At 66.8% G+C, this 15,909-nt stretch carries 16 protein-coding genes; 12 read left to right on the forward strand and 4 right to left on the reverse strand.

Translation table 11 applies throughout. From position 1 onward, the window contains the following. Positions 1 to 91: 91 nt before the first annotated feature. A complete protein-coding gene (locus HN018_RS09555; RefSeq protein ID WP_171834064.1) occupies positions 92 to 1,960 on the forward strand; it encodes a cation:proton antiporter in 1,869 nt (622 codons plus the stop codon). A 15-nt stretch (positions 1,961 to 1,975) separates the two neighbouring features. Here HN018_RS09555 and HN018_RS09560 read toward each other — a convergent pair whose 3' ends face one another. Continuing rightward, positions 1,976 to 2,482, reverse strand: a complete 507-nt coding sequence (locus HN018_RS09560) for a L,D-transpeptidase family protein (protein WP_171834063.1) — start codon at positions 2,480 to 2,482, stop codon at positions 1,976 to 1,978. Between the two features lie 237 nt (positions 2,483 to 2,719). On the opposite strand from HN018_RS09560, the gene HN018_RS09565 reads away from it, so the two are divergent. Continuing rightward, a complete protein-coding gene (locus HN018_RS09565) occupies positions 2,720 to 3,439 on the forward strand; it encodes a response regulator transcription factor (protein ID WP_171834062.1) in 720 nt (239 codons plus the stop codon). 24 nt (positions 3,440 to 3,463) lie between these two features. On the opposite strand, the gene HN018_RS09570 is transcribed toward HN018_RS09565, so the two are convergent. Next, positions 3,464 to 4,273, reverse strand: a complete 810-nt coding sequence (locus HN018_RS09570; protein WP_171834153.1) for an exodeoxyribonuclease III — start codon at positions 4,271 to 4,273, stop codon at positions 3,464 to 3,466. Positions 4,274 to 4,381: 108 nt separating this feature from the next. On the opposite strand from HN018_RS09570, the gene HN018_RS09575 reads away from it, so the two are divergent. The 7 genes from HN018_RS09575 to HN018_RS09605 all read left to right on the forward strand — a co-directional run bounded on the left by HN018_RS09575 (position 4,382) and on the right by HN018_RS09605 (position 10,457). Then, positions 4,382 to 5,440, forward strand: coding sequence for a dipeptidase (locus HN018_RS09575; protein ID WP_171834061.1), 1,059 nt, complete (start codon positions 4,382 to 4,384; stop codon positions 5,438 to 5,440). Between the two features lie 526 nt (positions 5,441 to 5,966). Further along, the gene (uvrC, locus tag HN018_RS09580; RefSeq protein WP_171834152.1) at positions 5,967 to 7,868 is read left to right on the forward strand and encodes an excinuclease ABC subunit UvrC; all 1,902 of its coding nucleotides are present in this window, start codon (positions 5,967 to 5,969) and stop codon (positions 7,866 to 7,868) included. Between the two features lie 82 nt (positions 7,869 to 7,950). After that, positions 7,951 to 8,562, forward strand: a complete 612-nt coding sequence (gene pgsA / locus HN018_RS09585; RefSeq protein ID WP_171834060.1) for a CDP-diacylglycerol--glycerol-3-phosphate 3-phosphatidyltransferase — start codon at positions 7,951 to 7,953, stop codon at positions 8,560 to 8,562. A gap of 5 nt (positions 8,563 to 8,567) precedes the next feature. After that, complete coding sequence (gene mobB / locus HN018_RS09590; RefSeq protein ID WP_171834059.1) at positions 8,568 to 9,098, forward strand: molybdopterin-guanine dinucleotide biosynthesis protein B; 531 nt, start codon at positions 8,568 to 8,570, stop codon at positions 9,096 to 9,098. 61 nt (positions 9,099 to 9,159) lie between these two features. Further along, the gene (locus HN018_RS09595; protein WP_171834058.1) at positions 9,160 to 9,708 is read left to right on the forward strand and encodes a hypothetical protein; all 549 of its coding nucleotides are present in this window, start codon (positions 9,160 to 9,162) and stop codon (positions 9,706 to 9,708) included. Positions 9,709 to 9,735: 27 nt separating this feature from the next. Further along, positions 9,736 to 9,996, forward strand: a complete 261-nt coding sequence (moaD, locus tag HN018_RS09600) for a molybdopterin converting factor subunit 1 (protein WP_204259722.1) — start codon at positions 9,736 to 9,738, stop codon at positions 9,994 to 9,996. Then, positions 9,996 to 10,457 carry a molybdenum cofactor biosynthesis protein MoaE gene (locus HN018_RS09605; protein WP_171834057.1) on the forward strand — a complete coding sequence of 154 codons (462 nt, stop codon included), beginning with the start codon at positions 9,996 to 9,998 and terminating at the stop codon, positions 10,455 to 10,457. The genes moaD and HN018_RS09605 overlap by 1 nt, the downstream gene beginning before the upstream one ends. Before the next feature lie 46 nt (positions 10,458 to 10,503). Here HN018_RS09605 and HN018_RS09610 read toward each other — a convergent pair whose 3' ends face one another. Beyond that, entirely contained in the window at positions 10,504 to 11,754 is a 1,251-nt protein-coding gene (locus tag HN018_RS09610) for an adenosylmethionine--8-amino-7-oxononanoate transaminase (protein WP_171834056.1), read from the reverse strand. 96 nt (positions 11,755 to 11,850) lie between these two features. On the opposite strand from HN018_RS09610, the gene HN018_RS09615 reads away from it, so the two are divergent. From HN018_RS09615 to bioD, 3 genes are read left to right on the forward strand one after another with little or no spacing between them, the layout of a single operon-like run. Then, positions 11,851 to 13,032 carry an aminotransferase class I/II-fold pyridoxal phosphate-dependent enzyme gene (locus tag HN018_RS09615; protein WP_171834055.1) on the forward strand — a complete coding sequence of 394 codons (1,182 nt, stop codon included), beginning with the start codon at positions 11,851 to 11,853 and terminating at the stop codon, positions 13,030 to 13,032. Beyond that, positions 13,029 to 13,664, forward strand: coding sequence for an alpha/beta hydrolase (locus tag HN018_RS09620; protein ID WP_171834054.1), 636 nt, complete (start codon positions 13,029 to 13,031; stop codon positions 13,662 to 13,664). The genes HN018_RS09615 and HN018_RS09620 overlap by 4 nt, the downstream gene beginning before the upstream one ends. An 11-nt stretch (positions 13,665 to 13,675) precedes the next feature. Continuing rightward, positions 13,676 to 15,109: a dethiobiotin synthase gene (bioD, locus tag HN018_RS09625; protein ID WP_239479177.1), complete on the forward strand. Its 1,434-nt coding sequence runs from the start codon at positions 13,676 to 13,678 to the stop codon at positions 15,107 to 15,109. On the opposite strand, the gene lexA is transcribed toward bioD, so the two are convergent. Further along, positions 15,048 to 15,821, reverse strand: coding sequence for a transcriptional repressor LexA (gene lexA / locus HN018_RS09630; protein WP_171834150.1), 774 nt, complete (start codon positions 15,819 to 15,821; stop codon positions 15,048 to 15,050). The genes bioD and lexA overlap by 62 nt on opposite strands. Positions 15,822 to 15,909 lie beyond the last annotated feature (88 nt).

Genomic DNA, 15,909 nt, shown 5'->3' on the forward strand with positions numbered 1-15,909 from the left:
AACCACCCGCGAGGGTCCGCCTTTTTACAGCTGCCTCCATCTCGCATGCACCTGCCTGCGAGCGGACAGGCATGTGCAAAAGGGTTCATCCATGCAGGAAGGCATCGCGATCGGCGTGCTGTGCGTGCTGGTCGGCGGCGTGGCGGCCCAGTGGATCGCCTGGCGCCTGAAGCTTCCGGCGATTGTCCTGCTGTTCGCGCTCGGGCTGCTGGTCGGCCCGGTGTTCGGCATCATCCATCCAAGCGTCACGTTCGGGCGATTCCTGTCGCCGATGGTCGGGCTCGCCGTCGCGATCATCGTGTTCGAAGGCGGCCTGGCGCTCGATTTCCGGGAATGGCGCGCAGCGGGCGAAGGCGTACTCCGCCTGACGGCGTTCGCCCTGCCGATCAACTGGGCGCTTGGCACGCTGGCCGCGCATTACGTCGGCCAACTCGGCTGGGGGCCGGCATTCCTGTTCGGTGCGATCACCGTGGTGACCGGGCCGACCGTCGTGCTGCCGCTGCTGCGTCACACCAGGCTGCAGCGGCGGACCGCGGCATTCCTGCGCTGGGAGGCCATCCTCAACGACCCTGTCGGCGCGATCCTGGCCACCCTGGTGCTGGAGGTGCTGCTGATGCGCACCGGCGCCGGGCCGGGAGCGTTCCTAACCGGCATCCTGCCCAACATGCTGCTCAGCCTCGGGCTCGCCATCGTGGCCGGTGTCCTGCCGGCACTGCTGGTGCGCTGGGCCTTCCTGCGCGACCAGATGCCGGAGATCCTGAAAACGCCGGTGCTGCTGACGACCGCGCTGATGGTCTATGCCGGCTGCAACGCCCGAATGGAGGGCGCCGGCCTGATGGCATCGACGGTGTTCGGCATGGCGCTGGCCAACCTCAAGGTTCCCGGCATTTCCGAGCTTCGCCGGTTCAAGGAGAGCCTGGTGGTGCTGATGGTGTCGGCACTGTTCGTGATCCTGACCGCGGACCTGGATCGCGCCGTGCTGGCGCGCCTGTCCTGGCCGATCATCGGGCTGACCGTGACATTGCTGTTCGTGGTCCGTCCGTTGGCGATCCTGATCTCGACCGCACGCAGTTCGCTGACCGGCCCGGAGCGGCTGCTTGCAGCATGGATCGCGCCGCGCGGCATCGTGGCGGCAGCGGTTGCCGGCGTGGCCGGACTGCGGCTGCAACAGGCCGGCTACCCGACGGCGGAGTTGGTGATGCCGGCGGTGTTCGCGACGATCGCCGCGACGATGGTGCTGCACGGCTTCACCCTGCGGCCGCTGGCTCGACGGCTGAAGCTGACCTTGAGCAATTCCCCGGGCCTGGCGGTGGTCGGTGCGTCGGGATGGACCACCGACCTGGTTGGCGTGCTGAACCGCCTGGATGTGCCGGTGCTGCTGGTGGACACCTTCCCCGGCGCGCTGGCGGCGGCACGGGCGGAACAGGTGCCGGTGCTGCAGGCCGAACTCCTGTCCCAGCACGGCTTGCACGGGCTGGAGGATAGTCCGGTCGACTACCTGATCGCGGCTACCCCGGACCCGATCTATAACGGCCTGGTCTGCGCAAGGCTGGCCCCGGAACTTGGCCGGGAACGGGCGTTCCAGGTCAGTCCGGGGACGGGCAAGCTCGACCTGTATCGTGGCCTCAGCCGCGACGCGCGCGGCAAGGTGCTGGGGCAGGAAGGCTGGGATTTCCCGACGCTCGACCGGCTATATCGCGAGGGCTGGCGCTTCGAGGCGGTGCCTGCACTGGACCCTTCGCTCGACCAGCTGCCGGAACCGGAGCCGGCGATCCCGGTCTCCATCGGCCAGCCGGCTCCATTGCCGCTGATGATCGTCCGGCAGGGTGGACGACTCGTCGTGATGTCGGTCGAGGATGTGGCTCAGGCGGAAGCGATCGCCGGCGACATGACGGTGCTTTTATGCCCTCCGGCACCTGCCGGCCGGGCCCCGCGAGTTGAACTGTTCGTTACGGCCTGAGGCGGATGGATCAGTTCAGCCGGGCACCTCGATCGCGGTAAGGCCGTCGGCCAGCACCGTGATCAGGGACGCCCGGTCGGTCGCGATGCAGCCCTCGGTCGGACGCCCGTCGCGATGGGCGACATGCAGGAATATCGCCGATCCACGGTCACGAACGACCGGCTGGTCGTTCCAGCCCAGCACGCCGATGACGTCGTACTGAGGGTCGTCCCGCCACAGGCGCTCGTGGCGCCCCGGATGGGGGAGCTCAACCATCGTGTTGTAATCTGGATGACGTGGATCGTCGCACCAGCCGTCGTCCGGGCCGAGAGCCTCCCGCGGCACCGCACAGACCGGCGCCGAGCCACGATCGGCCCGGTAGAGCACACGACGTAGCATGAGCAGTCCGGCCGGCGTCGCGTGGTCGCCTTCCTGCTTTTCGCGTCGTATTCCCGCGGCGCCGAGCGATACCGGCACGCTGATCGAGCCGATCCGGAGGCGGGCCTGGGTGCCGTTGACCTGATCGATGACCGCATGCCGCATATCGTGCTCCCGTCGCCGCCACTGTTGCGGTTACATTTACCTTGCAGTGACCAGATCGTTCACGACAATGTGCCTGTGATGCCGTCCATGCCCGTGTGCAGAGGTCAATGTCACCGCGTTGTGAAAGTAACAACTTTGCGGTGCTCACGAAACGAGATCCGTCGCGTTGTGTGAGCGTCGGGACATGACATGGACAGCACGAAGCAGCGTGCTGCCGATCAGGGAAGAAGGTTTTCAATGGCGGGTGAACGCCCAATTCTGATCGTGGACGATGACCAGGCCCTTCGGGAGGCATTGGTCGAACAGCTTCAGCTCGAGGGTGAGTTTGCCGTCGAGCAGGCCGAATCCATCGCGCAGGCGACGAGCCTGCTCAACGAGCCCTCGGCACGATACGACGCGCTGATCCTGGACGTGACGCTGCCGGACGGTGACGGGCGTGACTTCTGTGCCGATCAGCGTCGCCAGGGCCGTCGGATGCCGATCATCATGCTGACCGGCTCGGACGAGGAAGCCGATGTCGTGCGTGGCCTGGACGCCGGCGCAAACGACTACGTGGCTAAGCCGTTCCGGATCGCCGAGCTGCTGGCGCGGCTGCGGGCGCAGATGCGGATCTTCGAGAACAGCGAGGACGCGGTCTTCACGATCGGGCCCTACACGTTCCGCCCGTCCGCCAAGCTGCTGCAGGAGATGTCCCGCAACCGTCGGATCCGCCTGACCGAAAAGGAGGCGGCGATCCTCAAGTTCCTGTATCGCGCCGGAACCAGGCCGGTGCCGCGCCAGGTCCTGCTGAACGAGGTCTGGGGCTACAACGCCGCCGTCACGACGCACACGCTGGAAACCCACATCTATCGCCTGCGCCAGAAGATCGAGCCCAACCCCGCCAACGCGTGCCTGCTGGTGACCGAGGGTGGCGGATACCGTCTCGATCCCGAGGGTGGAACGGCCGCCGCCGCCTGAGACCGCGAGTTCGCTCCACGCTGGCTACAGCTCCAGGTCCATGGCCACCGGCACATGGTCCGAGGGGCCGGGCCAGTCCCGGGCACTCTCGTGAATGATCAACTGGCGCAGGCTCGGCACGAGGTCGGCTGATACCCAAACATGGTCGAGCCGCCGACCACGATTGGATAGCCTCCAGTCGCGATTGCGGTACGACCACCACGTATAGAGTTTCTGGTCCGCGGCCACGAATGTGCGCATCGCGTCGACGAAACCGGTATCGAGCCACGCCTTCATCCGCTCGATCTCCGGTTGGGTATGGCTCACCACGTCCTTGAGCTGCTTGTGGCTCCACACATCATGTTCCAGCGGCGCGATGTTGAGATCACCGACCAGGATGCAGCGGCGTGGCCGGTGCGTCGCGAAATACCGGGTTGCTTCCTCCACGAACGCCAGCTTGTGCGCATATTTCGGGTTCTCGACCGGATCGGGGATGTCCCCGCCGGCCGGGACATAGAAATCGTGGAGTTCGATCGGCCCGCTGGGTGCGTGGATGACTGCCGAGACGTGGCGCCGGTCGTTCTTCAGGCACCAGTCCGGCGCACCGCGGTCCGGTACGTCGGGGATCGCCGAGATCGGCAGACGCGAAAAAATCGCGACGCCGTTGTACGACTTCATACCGCGGCGAAGATAATGTGGGTAGCCGAGGCGGGCAGGCGCGTCCTCAGGGAAGAACTCGTCCGGGACCTTGGTCTCCTGCAGGCAGATGACGTCCGGCGATAGCTCGCCGACCAGCCGCTCGAGCAGCGGCAGGCGCAGGCGCAGTGAGTTGATGTTCCAGGTAACGATCCGCATGCCGGTCAGGTCGCGCATCCCGGCGCACTGCGCAAGGTCGCGATTACGCGCTCGGCGGATGCCGTGGTGGCTTGCCAAAGACCGCGCCTTGGCGCTGCGTTTGTCGCCATGAACGACGATACCGACCTGCACTCGACCCTCCTGACCCTCGACAGCCATATCGACATTCCGTGGCCAGGCGACGACGACCCGTTCGAGTCGAGCCCGAACCGGCGCGTGGACCTGGTGAAGATGCGCCAGGGCGGCCTGTGGGCCGGATGCTTTGCCGCCTACACCGGGCAGGGAAGGCTGGACCGGGCGGCCCACGCGGCTGCCACTGCGCGGGCGTTCGACATGCTCGACCGGATCGCCGGGATTGGTGCCATTACCGCCGAGGGAGGCATCGGTACGCGGGCCTGCACCACCGCCGACGCGATCGAGCAGGCGCACCGCGACCGGCAGATCGCCATCGTGCCGGCGATCGAGAATGCCTACGCGTTCGGCGAGGACCTGTCGGTCGTCGCTGCCTTCCGCGCGCGGGGTGCCTGCTACGTCACGCTCACCCATAACGGGCACAACGCCATTGCCGACAGTGCCATCCCGCGCCGGGACCTCGGCGACGACGAGACCAGGCATGGCGGCCTCAGTGCGTTCGGACGCGAGGCGGTGGCCGAGATGAACCGATGCGGGATGCTGGTCGATGTCTCGCATCTGTCCCGGCAGTCCATGCTGCAGGCGGCAGAACATTCCAGCACGCCGGTGGTGGCCACTCATTCCTGCGTGCGTGCCCTGTGCGACCATCGCCGCAATCTCGACGATAGCCAGCTCGACGTGCTGCGCGAGACCGGCGGGCTGATCCAGATTACTGCGATGCCGAGCTTCCTGCGGCTGCGCGGCACCATCGCCGAGGTCGGCGTTTCCGAGCTGGTGGACCACATCGACTACGTCGTGCGCCGGATCGGGGTGGCGCATGTCGGCATCAGCTCCGACTTCGACGGCGGTGGAGCCCTTCGCGATTGGAGCAATGCCGGCGAGAGCGCGAACGTGACGGCCGAACTGGTTCGGCGCGGCTATGGGAGGAGCGAGATCGAGGCTTTCTGGAGCGGTAACTTCCTCCGCCTGATGCGCCGGGCCGAAGCGGAAGCTCGACCCGTTCAGAGTGCCGCGCCGAACGAACCCGGCCTTTAAAGCTGCGCCGGCGGTGAAGGTTTGAGCGGGCAACCCTGCCCGTTTCGGCAACTTCGACAAAGCCGCTTCCTCATGCGGCTTTCCATGTCAAACTGAACAAAACATGACCGAACATAAGGGTCGTGTTGCATCAAGGGTGTGGATTCGTCCACCTCGGCCATTGACTCGGAGCATTTCCAACGAAATGGGCCAGTATGTTAATGGCGTGACAGGCGCCATTCCGGTGAATACAACAAATTCAACGACTTCGCCTGGATGCCTACAATCTGGGCAATCTGATCGAACGCCAGCTTTACCGCGCCCGGCGGCGATCTGTCCGGCATTGCCCCACAGACTTATCCACAGCGTCGGTGGAGAAAATCAGGACGTTGAAAAATCGCGGAAAATTCGGGCAAGCGGTCTTTGCAACTACGCTTCCGGCTCTCGCCGCACTAGATGAGGCGGCATGACGGAGACGGATACGATCGGCCAGCCTGACCACGCAGCCCGCAATAAGACAGCCAACGCGGCGCCTACCTTGCAGTCGATGCCGACCCGTCCGTCGGAGGTGCCTCCGGGTGTCCTGGCGATCGAGCGGGCGCTCCTGACCATGCCGCTATCGCCGGGCGTTTACCGGATGTTGGATGGGAAGGGCGAAGCGCTTTACGTCGGCAAGGCGCGCAGCCTCAGGAAGCGGGTCTATTCCTACACCCAGATCGGCCGGCTGCCGGAACGCCTGCGGCGGATGGTAAGCGAGACGGTCTCGATGGAGATCGTCACCACCCACACCGAGGCCGAGGCACTGCTGCTCGAGGCCAACCTCATCAAGCGGCTCAAGCCGCGCTACAACATCCTGTTGCGCGACGACAAGAGCTACCCGTGGCTCATGATGACCGACGGGCATGCCTTTCCGCAGATCACCAAGCACCGTGGCAAGCCGGGAAAGGGGGCCAGCTACTGGGGTCCTTTCGCGTCCGCCTGGGCGGTCAACCAGACCGTCACCGCGATGCAGCGAGTGTTCCTGCTGCGCTCCTGCAGCGACAGCGTGTTCACGACGCGCACGCGACCCTGCCTGCTGCACCAGATCAAGCGCTGCTCGGCTCCGTGCGTCGATCGGATCGACAAGGAAAGCTACGACAGGCTCGTGGCACAGGCGCGCGGCTTCCTGTCCGGCAAGGCCGGCAGCGTGCAAAAGGAACTCGCCGTCGAGATGGAGCACGCGTCCGAGGCGATGGAATTCGAAAGGGCGGCCGCCTTGCGCGACCGGATCCGCGGCCTGACCCACGTCCAGGGCAGCGGGATCATGAACCCGGCCAGCATCGAGGATGCCGACATCATCGCCATCCACCAGGCGGCCGGGCAGGCGTGCGTTCAGGTGTTCTTCATTCGAGGCGGCCGCAACAACGGCAATCGTGCCTTCTTCCCAACCAACGTGCGCGGCGAGGAGGCCGGCGAGGTGCTGTCGGCGTTCATCGCCCAGTTCTACGACGACAAGCCGCCGCCGCCGCTGCTGCTCCTGAACGTGGGCGTCCAGGAGCCGGAACTGATCGAGGAGGCGCTGACCTTGAAGGCAGAGCGCAAGGTCGAGCTGGCGGTGCCGCAGCGCGGCGAGAAGCGTGCCGTGGTGGATCACGCCGCCACGAACGCGCGCGAGGCGCTGGAGCGGAAGCTGGCCGAGGGAGCCGGCCAGGCGAAGCTCCTTGAAGGCGTGGCGGCGCTGTTCGGACTACCCGGCCTGCCGGAACGGATCGAGACCTACGACAACAGCCATATCATGGGCACCAACGCCTACGGCGTGATGGTCGTTGCGGGACCGGAAGGCTTCACGAAGCAGGCTTATCGCAAGTATTCGATTCGAGGACCGATCACGCCGGGCGACGATTTCGCGATGATGCGCGAAGTGCTGGAACGGCGGTTCGGCCGGGCCCTGCGCGAGCAGGCAGCAAAACAGGAGGAGGCCGGTGAGGCACCATCGCGACCGGACTGGCCCGACCTGCTGCTGATCGATGGCGGGCTCGGCCAGTTCTCGGCGGTGCGCCAGGTGTTGGACGACCTGGGCGTGAACGACGTCAAGCTGGTGGCGATCGCCAAGGGTCCCGACCGCGATGCGGGCCGGGAGTGGTTCCACACCGGCGATGGGCCGCCGTTCCAGCTGCCGCCGCGCGACCCGGTGCTCTACTATCTCCAGCGCCTGCGCGACGAGGCGCACCGGTTCGCGATCACGACCCATCGTGCCGGGCGCTCCAAGGCGATCGTGCAAAGCGAGCTGGACGAGATCCCCGGTATCGGCGCTGCCCGAAAGCGTGCGCTACTGAACCATTTCGGTTCGGCTCGCGGCGTGAAACAGGCCGGGCTCAACGATCTCGAGAATGCCCCGGGGATCAGCCGGGAGACCGCCCGCTCGATCTATGGGCACTTTCATGCAGGCTGGCGCGACTCCCAAAGCTGAACATCGGGCGCCACGCGCATGCATCGATGTATCGACCTGCCGCCGGTTGCGTTAGGCTTCAACCAGGAAACGGATCCGACCGATGCTGACCGACCTGCCGAACGTCCTGACCCTGTCCCGTATTGCCGCCATCCCGGTGCTGGTGGCGCTGGTGGCGGTGCATCGGCCGATGGCCGACCTGATCGCCTGCCTGCTGTTCATCCTGGCCGGCATCACCGACTACCTGGACGGTCACATCGCACGTGCGAGGCACCAGTTCTCCGATCTCGGGCGCATGCTGGACCCGATCGCCGACAAGCTGCTGATCGGCGCCTCGCTCATGGTGCTGGCCGGACTGGGCCGGTTGCCGCTGTGGGGCCTCTACCCGGCAATCGTGATCCTGCTCCGCGAGATCCTGGTCAGCGGGCTGCGCGAGCACCTTGCCGGCCGCCGCGTCAGCCTGCCGGTCACCCGGCTCGCGAAATGGAAGACCGCGTTCCAGATGGGAGCGTTGGGCGTCCTGCTGGCGGGAGACAGCACCGCCCGTCTGATCGGCATTGCCTGGCTACCGGTCGGACTGATCGGCGCATTGATGCTGTGGGTCGCGGCGTTGCTGACGCTGGTGACCGGCTGGGACTACCTGGTCACCGGCCTGCGTCATGTCGGTCAGCCCGAGGCCCGTTCCACGGCATCTTCCGGCCAGGCGGTTCCCTAGGCCGGATGTCCGGGCGCGTCGTCGGAATCGTCGGCCGGTCCGGCAGTGGCAAGACCACGCTGATCGAAGCGCTGCTCCCACGCCTGCGTGCACGTGGGCTGACCGTCTCCACCGTCAAGCACACTCATCATTCGGTCGACATCGATCCGCCCGGCAAGGATAGCCGCCGGCATCGCGACGCCGGTGCGCAGGAGGTGCTGCTGGTGTCCGAACGACGATGGGCGCTGATGCGTGAGACTCCGGTCGATCGCCCCTTGCTTCCCGAGCTCCTGGCCCGGATGGCACCGGTCGATATCGTGCTGGTGGAGGGATTCGGCCGCACGGAGGGTATGCGAATCGAGCTGGTGCGTGCGGATGTTTCGGTGCGTTCACGCAAGCGACCGCTCTTCCTCGACGATCCGGGAATCGACGCCGTGGCCTCGGATACGGAGGTGCCGGACTGGTCCGGAACCCTGCTCGACCTGAACAATCCGGACGCAATCTGTGTCTGGATTGCCGCGCTGCCGCATCCGTCTGATCACCCTCTCTTGAGCTAAACCCCTGGTTAAGGGCACAGTCCGACCTGGGGCGGCACATGGAGCCGCAGAGGGGATCACGATGCGGCGCTCCGCTATGCTTGGGACGTTACTGCTTCTGAGCAGCTGCTCGGGCCTGGGCAAATTCTTCAACGATACCGAGCGCCTGCCCGGCCAAAATCCGAATGCAGCCACCGGCGTCAGCGAGAACGTGCTGCGGTCGCGCGGCCAGACACCGATTGAGATGCCGATCGAGCCGCAGGCCGGCAACGTCTGGCCCGGTCCGCCGCAACCGCTGCCGTCGCTCAGCGACGTGTCGCGCAATGGCGGCCAGACCAACGGCGCGCTGCTCGGTGGCGCGTCGATGCGCAATGGCGGCAGCATGGCTGCCGGCGAACAGCAGTCGATCCATAGCGGCGCGCCGCTCGACCAGGACGGCTTCGGCGGCGGCGGCGGCTCGACCGGTGGCAACGGGTCATTGGCGGCCAGCGTTCCGGACCCGGCGGAGAAGTTCCACACCAAGAGTGGTGCCGATACTGGCGGCAAGATCGTCATTCCGAACGGCGACGGGACCAATACCGTCATCAACCCCGACGGCAGCGTGCAAACCGTCAAGGGCTTTCCCAAGTAGCAGACCATCCTGCAAGGGCATGGTCGAATGGCTTCGGTGCAGCTGCTTTATTTTGCCTGGGTTCGCGACCGGGTCGGCAAGTCCGCTGAAACAGCGATCCTGCCGACCGAGGTGCGCGATGTTCGCGGCGTGCTTGCATGGTTGCAATCACGCGACCCTGTCTTCGCCACGATGGCCGGGGAGGGACGCACGATCCGGGTCGCAATCAATCAGGAGTTCGCCGGCCCGGATGATCCGGTCGGTGCCGGCGACGAGATCGCTCTGTTCCCGCCGGTGACCGGCGGCTGATGGCGACCGTCCGTGTCCAGGAAGCGCCGTTCGATGTCGCTGCCGAGATGGCGGCACTGACCGCCGCGAGCCCCGGAGTCGGCGGTATCGGCTGCTTCGTGGGAATCGTCCGTCCGGATCGTCGGACCGATGGGCGATCCCTGCAGGCGCTCACCCTCGAGCATTATCCCGGCATGACCGAACGCTCGATCGGCGCGATCGCCGCGGAAGCCGAGCAACGGTTCGAGCTAGCGGGCTGTACCGTGCTGCACCGGATCGGCCGGCTCGGGATCGGCGAGGGGATCGTGCTGGTGCTGGCGGCGGCTCCGCACCGCGGGCATGCACTTGATGCGACCGCGTTCCTGATCGACTGGCTCAAGACCAGGGCGCCGTTCTGGAAGCGCCAGGACTACGATGACGGCGGGAGCGACTGGGTCGAGGCCCGGGCCGCCGACGACGAAGCCGCGGTTCGCTGGAGCTAGGGCATCCTCCGGCCGCGTGGCGAGAGCAGGGCGACCGGACGCTTTCCTAGATCGTTGCGATTGCCCTGCGGACCGCCCGGGTCAGCACGGTGAGCTCGGCCGAGGTGATCGTGAAGGCCGGCGTCAAGTAGATGATGTCGCGGAACGGCCTGACCCAGACGCCCTGTTCGACAAGTGCCGCCTTGAGCGCGTTCATGGCCTCGATCCGCGCCAGCTGCACCACGCCGATCGCCCCCATCACCCGAACATCCACCACCCCGGGCAGCGCCCGGCAGGGCTCCAGTTCGCTCTCCAGTTGGGCCGAGATCGAAGCCACTTGGCCCAGCCGGTCCTCCCGCTCGAACAGGTCGAGCGACGCATTGGCAGCGGCGCAGGCGAGCGCGTTGCCCATGTAGGTCGGCCCGTGCATCAACGCACGTGTCGGACCATGCACCGGATCATCGGACTGGAACGCCTCGAAGACGTGCGGTCGCGCGATTGCAGCGGACAATGCCATGGTGCCGCCGGTCAATGCCTTCGACAGTGTGATGATGTCCGGCACGATGCCGGCCTGCTCGCAGGCGAACAGGCTGCCGGTTCGGCCGAACCCGGTAAAGATCTCGTCCAGGATCAGCAGCAGGCCGTGCTGGTCCGCGAGCCGGCGCAGGCGCTGCAGCACCTCCGGCGCGTGGAACACCATGCCGCCGGCGCCCTGCACCAGCGGCTCGACCAGGATCGCTGCGATGCCGTCCCGGTTCAGCGCGAGAAAACCGCCAAGCATCGCCTCCGACGCGTCGTCGCGCGGCAGGTCGACCAGATGGTGCTGCGCCAGTACCCCCCGGAACAGGCTGTGCATGCCCTCCTCGGGGTCGCACACCGCCATCGTCGCGAAGGTGTCGCCGTGGTAGCCGCCGCGGAAGGCGACAAGGCGGGAGCGGCCCTGCTCACCGCGGTTCAGCCAGTACTGGATCGCCATCTTGATCGCGACCTCGACCGCGACCGAGCCGCTTTCGGCGAAAAACACCGAGTTCAGGTCGCCCGGCAGCAGCGTCGTCAGCCGGTCGGCCAGGCGTTGGGCCGGCTCGTGCACCAGGCCGCCAAACATCACGTGCGGCATCCGCGCGAGCTGCGTCCGCAATGCGTCGGCGATATGCGGGTGGTTGTAGCCATGGCAAGCGGTCCACCAGGACGCGATGCCGTCGATCAGCACCCGCCCGTCGGCGAGACCGATCCGGCAGCCGTCGGTCCAGTCCGCCTTCAGGGGCGGCAAGGCGGTCCGCATCTGGGTATAGGGAAGCCAGAGGTTGCTGCTGCTCATGCCGGTTGATCGCACCGATGCAGGCACCAAGGCCAGGGCCGTCGCAGATCGGCCGAGTTGACCATGCGGCCGGCGATCCGGCAGGAGTGCGGCCTCATGTCATCTCTCGACCCCCTGTTCGACGAGGCGCTGCGCGATCTGGCTGACCGCGGGATGCGGCGCACCCTGCGTCCCGGCCGGAATGGCTCCGGCACGGTCACCCGTGACGAACGGATCCTGATCAACGCATCTGCGAACGACTATCTCGGTCTCGCCCACCACCCGTTACTGGCCGAGCGCTCTGCCGAATGGGGCAGCAAGTATGGTACTGGCGCGGGCGCATCCAGGCTGGTGACCGGAACGCTCCACCTGCACGAGCGGGTGGAGGCCCGCATGGCGGATTTCAAGCGGACCGAGGGTGCCCTGCTATTCGCATCGGGCTGGCAGGCCAATGCGGCCGTGCTGCCGGCGCTGCTGAAGCTGGCCGGGCCAGCACCGCTGGTGTTCGCCGACCGGCTCAACCACGCCAGCCTGCATCATGGCATCCAGGCGGCGGGTATCCGGCAAGTGCGTTTTCGCCACAACGATCTCGACCATCTCGAAGCACTCATCGCCGAACGGGCCGATCACCCCGGACGGCGTTTCATCGTCACGGAGAGCGTGTTCAGCATGGACGGGGATCGTGCCGACATCGGCCGGCTCCGTATGCTGGCGCGGCGGCACGACGCATTCCTCTACGTCGACGAGGCCCACGCGACCGGTGTGCTGGGTCCGGCTGGCGCCGGGCTGTCTGTCGAGGCCGGCGGCGCCGATCTGGTGATGGGCACGTTCAGCAAGGCGTTCGGCAGTTTCGGCGCTTACGTGGCCGGCTCACGGAGCCTTTGCGACTACCTGGTCAACGCGTGCTCGGGCTTCATCCACACCACGGCGCTGCCGCCTCCGGTGCTCGGCGCGATCGATGCGGCGCTCGACCTAGTCCCCGGCATGGACCACGCGCGTCGCCATCTGCAGGTCTCTGCCGGGCGGGTGCGTGCGGTGCTGGCGCAGCTCGGCGTCGATACGGCCGGATCGACCACCCAGATCGTACCGGTGCTGGTCGGCGATGCGTCCGCGTCGCTCGAGCTGGCGGCGGCCCTGGAGCGGCACGGCGTGCTCGGCATCGCGATCCGGCCACCGACGGTGCCGCCCAACACCAGCCGCATACGGCTCGCCCTGAGTGCCGTGCATGACGAGGCGGCGATCGACCGGATCATCGCGGCGCTAACCGACACATTCGCCGTGACCGGTCGGGCCGGATGAGCGAGACGCCGTTCTTCCTGTTCGCCCATGGCTGGGGTTCGAGCGCGTCCATCTGGGGTCCGATGCGGGCGGCGCTACCGGAAGCACAAACCGCAGTCATCGAGCGCGGATATTTCGGTGCCACGCCATCCTGGCCGACCGTGCCGACCGGCTATATTGGGGTCGGCCACTCGGCGGGCACGCTCGACCTCTTAGGCGACCGTCCGGCGGGCTGTATCGGGTTGATTGCCATCAACGGCTTCAGCCGGTTCAGCCAGGCACCGGACTTCGCGTCCGGGGTGCCGATGCGCGTGCTCGATCGGATGCTGCTGCGGCTTGCGGCGGATCCGGTCGGGACCGTCACCGCCTTCCGGGTCCGGTGCGGAACCGACGGCGGGTTTTCCGGCGCACCGAGGCCGGATCGTCTGGAGCAGGGCCTCCATGCATTGCGGGATCGTGACGCACGCGCGGCGGCGGCGGACCTTAAGCTATTGGCTCTGGCCGGGCGCCTCGATCCGATCGTCTCACCCACGATGACGGTTGCCAGCTTCGACCGGAGCACGATCCTTTGGAACGAAGCCGCCGGTCATCTTCTGCCACTCACCCATCCGGACTGGTGCGCCGGACAGCTGATGAAATTCGCGCGGGCATGAATCGGAGCCGCATGATCGGCCGCAGCTTCGGGCGTGCGGCGACGACCTACGAGTCGAACGCCACGCTCCAGCGACTGGTCGCCGGACGGCTGGCGTTGCGCATCGCCGGGGAGCTTGCTCGCACCCGGTCGATGGGTCCCCTGCGGGTCCTCGAAATCGGCTGTGGCACCGGCCTGCTGACACAGGCGCTGCGCAGACTTCTGCCCGACTCCCTGATCGTCGCCACCGATCTGGCCCCAGCGATGCTTCAGGCCTGTAGTAATGGGATGGGCGATGATCCCCGGCTGCTGATGCTGGCGATGGACGGGGCATTTCCGGCAGTGGCCGGGGGCTTCGACCTGATCTGCTCGAGCCTGGCGCTCCAGTGGTTCGCCGATCCGGCCGGCGCGATCCTGCAGCTGACGCGACTGCTTGCACCGGGTGGACATCTGCATCTCTCGACCCTGGTCGCCGGCAGCCTGTCGGAATGGCGCGATGCGCATCGCAGCGAGGGGCTGGTGGATAGCGGTCCCGAGTATCCCCAGGCGGACCGGCTGCTTCGGGCGTGCGGCGGTCGATGGAATACGGAAACCGTTGCGATCGGCCATCCCACCGGGCTCGCATTCGTTCGCGCCCTGCGCGGCATCGGGGCGCACCAGCCATCCGCCGGGAGTCGGCCGCTCGGGCCAGGCTCGATGCGGCGCGTGCTGCGCCGTTTCGAGGCCGACCACGCGAGCACCGCCTCCTATTGGGTCGCCTACGGCACCATCCTGCAAGCCCCTCGGCGCGGCGTATTCGTGACCGGGACCGACACCGGAGTAGGCAAGACGCTGGTGGCGGCCTGCCTGGTTAAAGCCTGGGACGCCGACTACTGGAAACCGATGCAGACCGGGCTCGACGAGGAACCCGGCGATAGCGAAACGGTGGCTAGGCTGACCGGGATCGATCAGGCGCGTCTGCATCCGCCCGCACTGGCGCTTGGCGCCGCCCTGTCGCCCGAGGACGCGGCTGCCGTCGCGCACGTGGTGTTCGACCCGACCCGGCTCGACCTGCCGGAACAAGCCGGGACGAGGCCGCTGGTGGTCGAAGGGGCAGGGGGAGTGATGGTGCCGGTCGGGGGCGGGCTCTTGATGATCGACCTGATTGCTCTGTTCGGCCTTCCGGTGGTGCTGGTCGCCCGGAGCACGCTTGGGACGATCAACCACACGCTGCTGAGCATCGCGGCGCTTCGGCACCGGGGCATCGCCATCGCCGGCGTCGTTCTCAACGGTCCGGTTTCACCCGGCAACCGCAGCGCCCTCGAACGCCATGGCGGGATCAGGATCCTCGCCGAGATCCCGCTACAGGATCACCTGGACGCGGAGGCGATTGGCCGCCTGTCCAGGCTCATGCCGGCAGCCGGATTTAATAGCGCCGCAGAAGCCCGACCAACCGGCCCTGAACCCGGACGCGGTCGGACGGAATGATACGGGTCTCGTACCGGGCATTCGCCGGCTCCAGCGCCACCGCATTGCCGCGCTGGCGGAGCCGCTTCAATGTCACCTCAGCGTCGTCGATCAAGGCCACGACGATCTGGCCGTTATCGGCGCTGTCGGACCGGCGGATGATGACGGTGTCGCCGTCCAGAATGCCTGCTTCGATCATCGAGTCACCGGCAACTTCGAGGGCGTAGTGCTCGCCGCTGCCGATCAACGCCAGCGGCACTTCGACATGCATCCCGGTATCACGGAGGGCCTCGATCGGCAGTCCGGCCGCGATCCGTCCATAGAGTGGAAGCTGGACTGCACCCACTCCTGGCGCCGCTCGCACTCCGGGAAGCCTCTGGCTGAAATCGCCCTTGATGACGTTGGGCGCAAAGCCCGGCTGCTCCTCGAGCGGAGCCGGCACCGCACCGCCAGCGTCAAGCGCAAGTCCAGTCAGGTCCTGCTCCGGCAGGAACACCGTGATCCCGTCCCGGCCGCCTGTTTCGGGCAGGCGAAGCACTTCCAGTGCGCGGGCCCGATGGTGCCGCCGGCTCAGGAAACCGCGCTCCTCGAGCGCCGAAATCAGCCGGTGGATTCCGGATTTGGATTTCAGGTTGAGCGCGTCCTTCATCTCGTCGAAGCTCGGCGAGAACCCGGTCTCCTTGAGGTGCCGGTCGATGAAGCCGAGCAACTCGTGCTGCTTGCGCGTGAGCATCGTGGTGTCTCCGTCCGCCATGCATGCCCCGTCCCGCACCAGTTCGCGAGCGCATAGAACAAAGCGGCAACTCCAACCGTTCTAGGTT

Source organism: Lichenicola cladoniae (assembly GCF_013201075.1).
GTDB classification, from domain to species: domain Bacteria; phylum Pseudomonadota; class Alphaproteobacteria; order Acetobacterales; family Acetobacteraceae; genus Lichenicola; species Lichenicola cladoniae.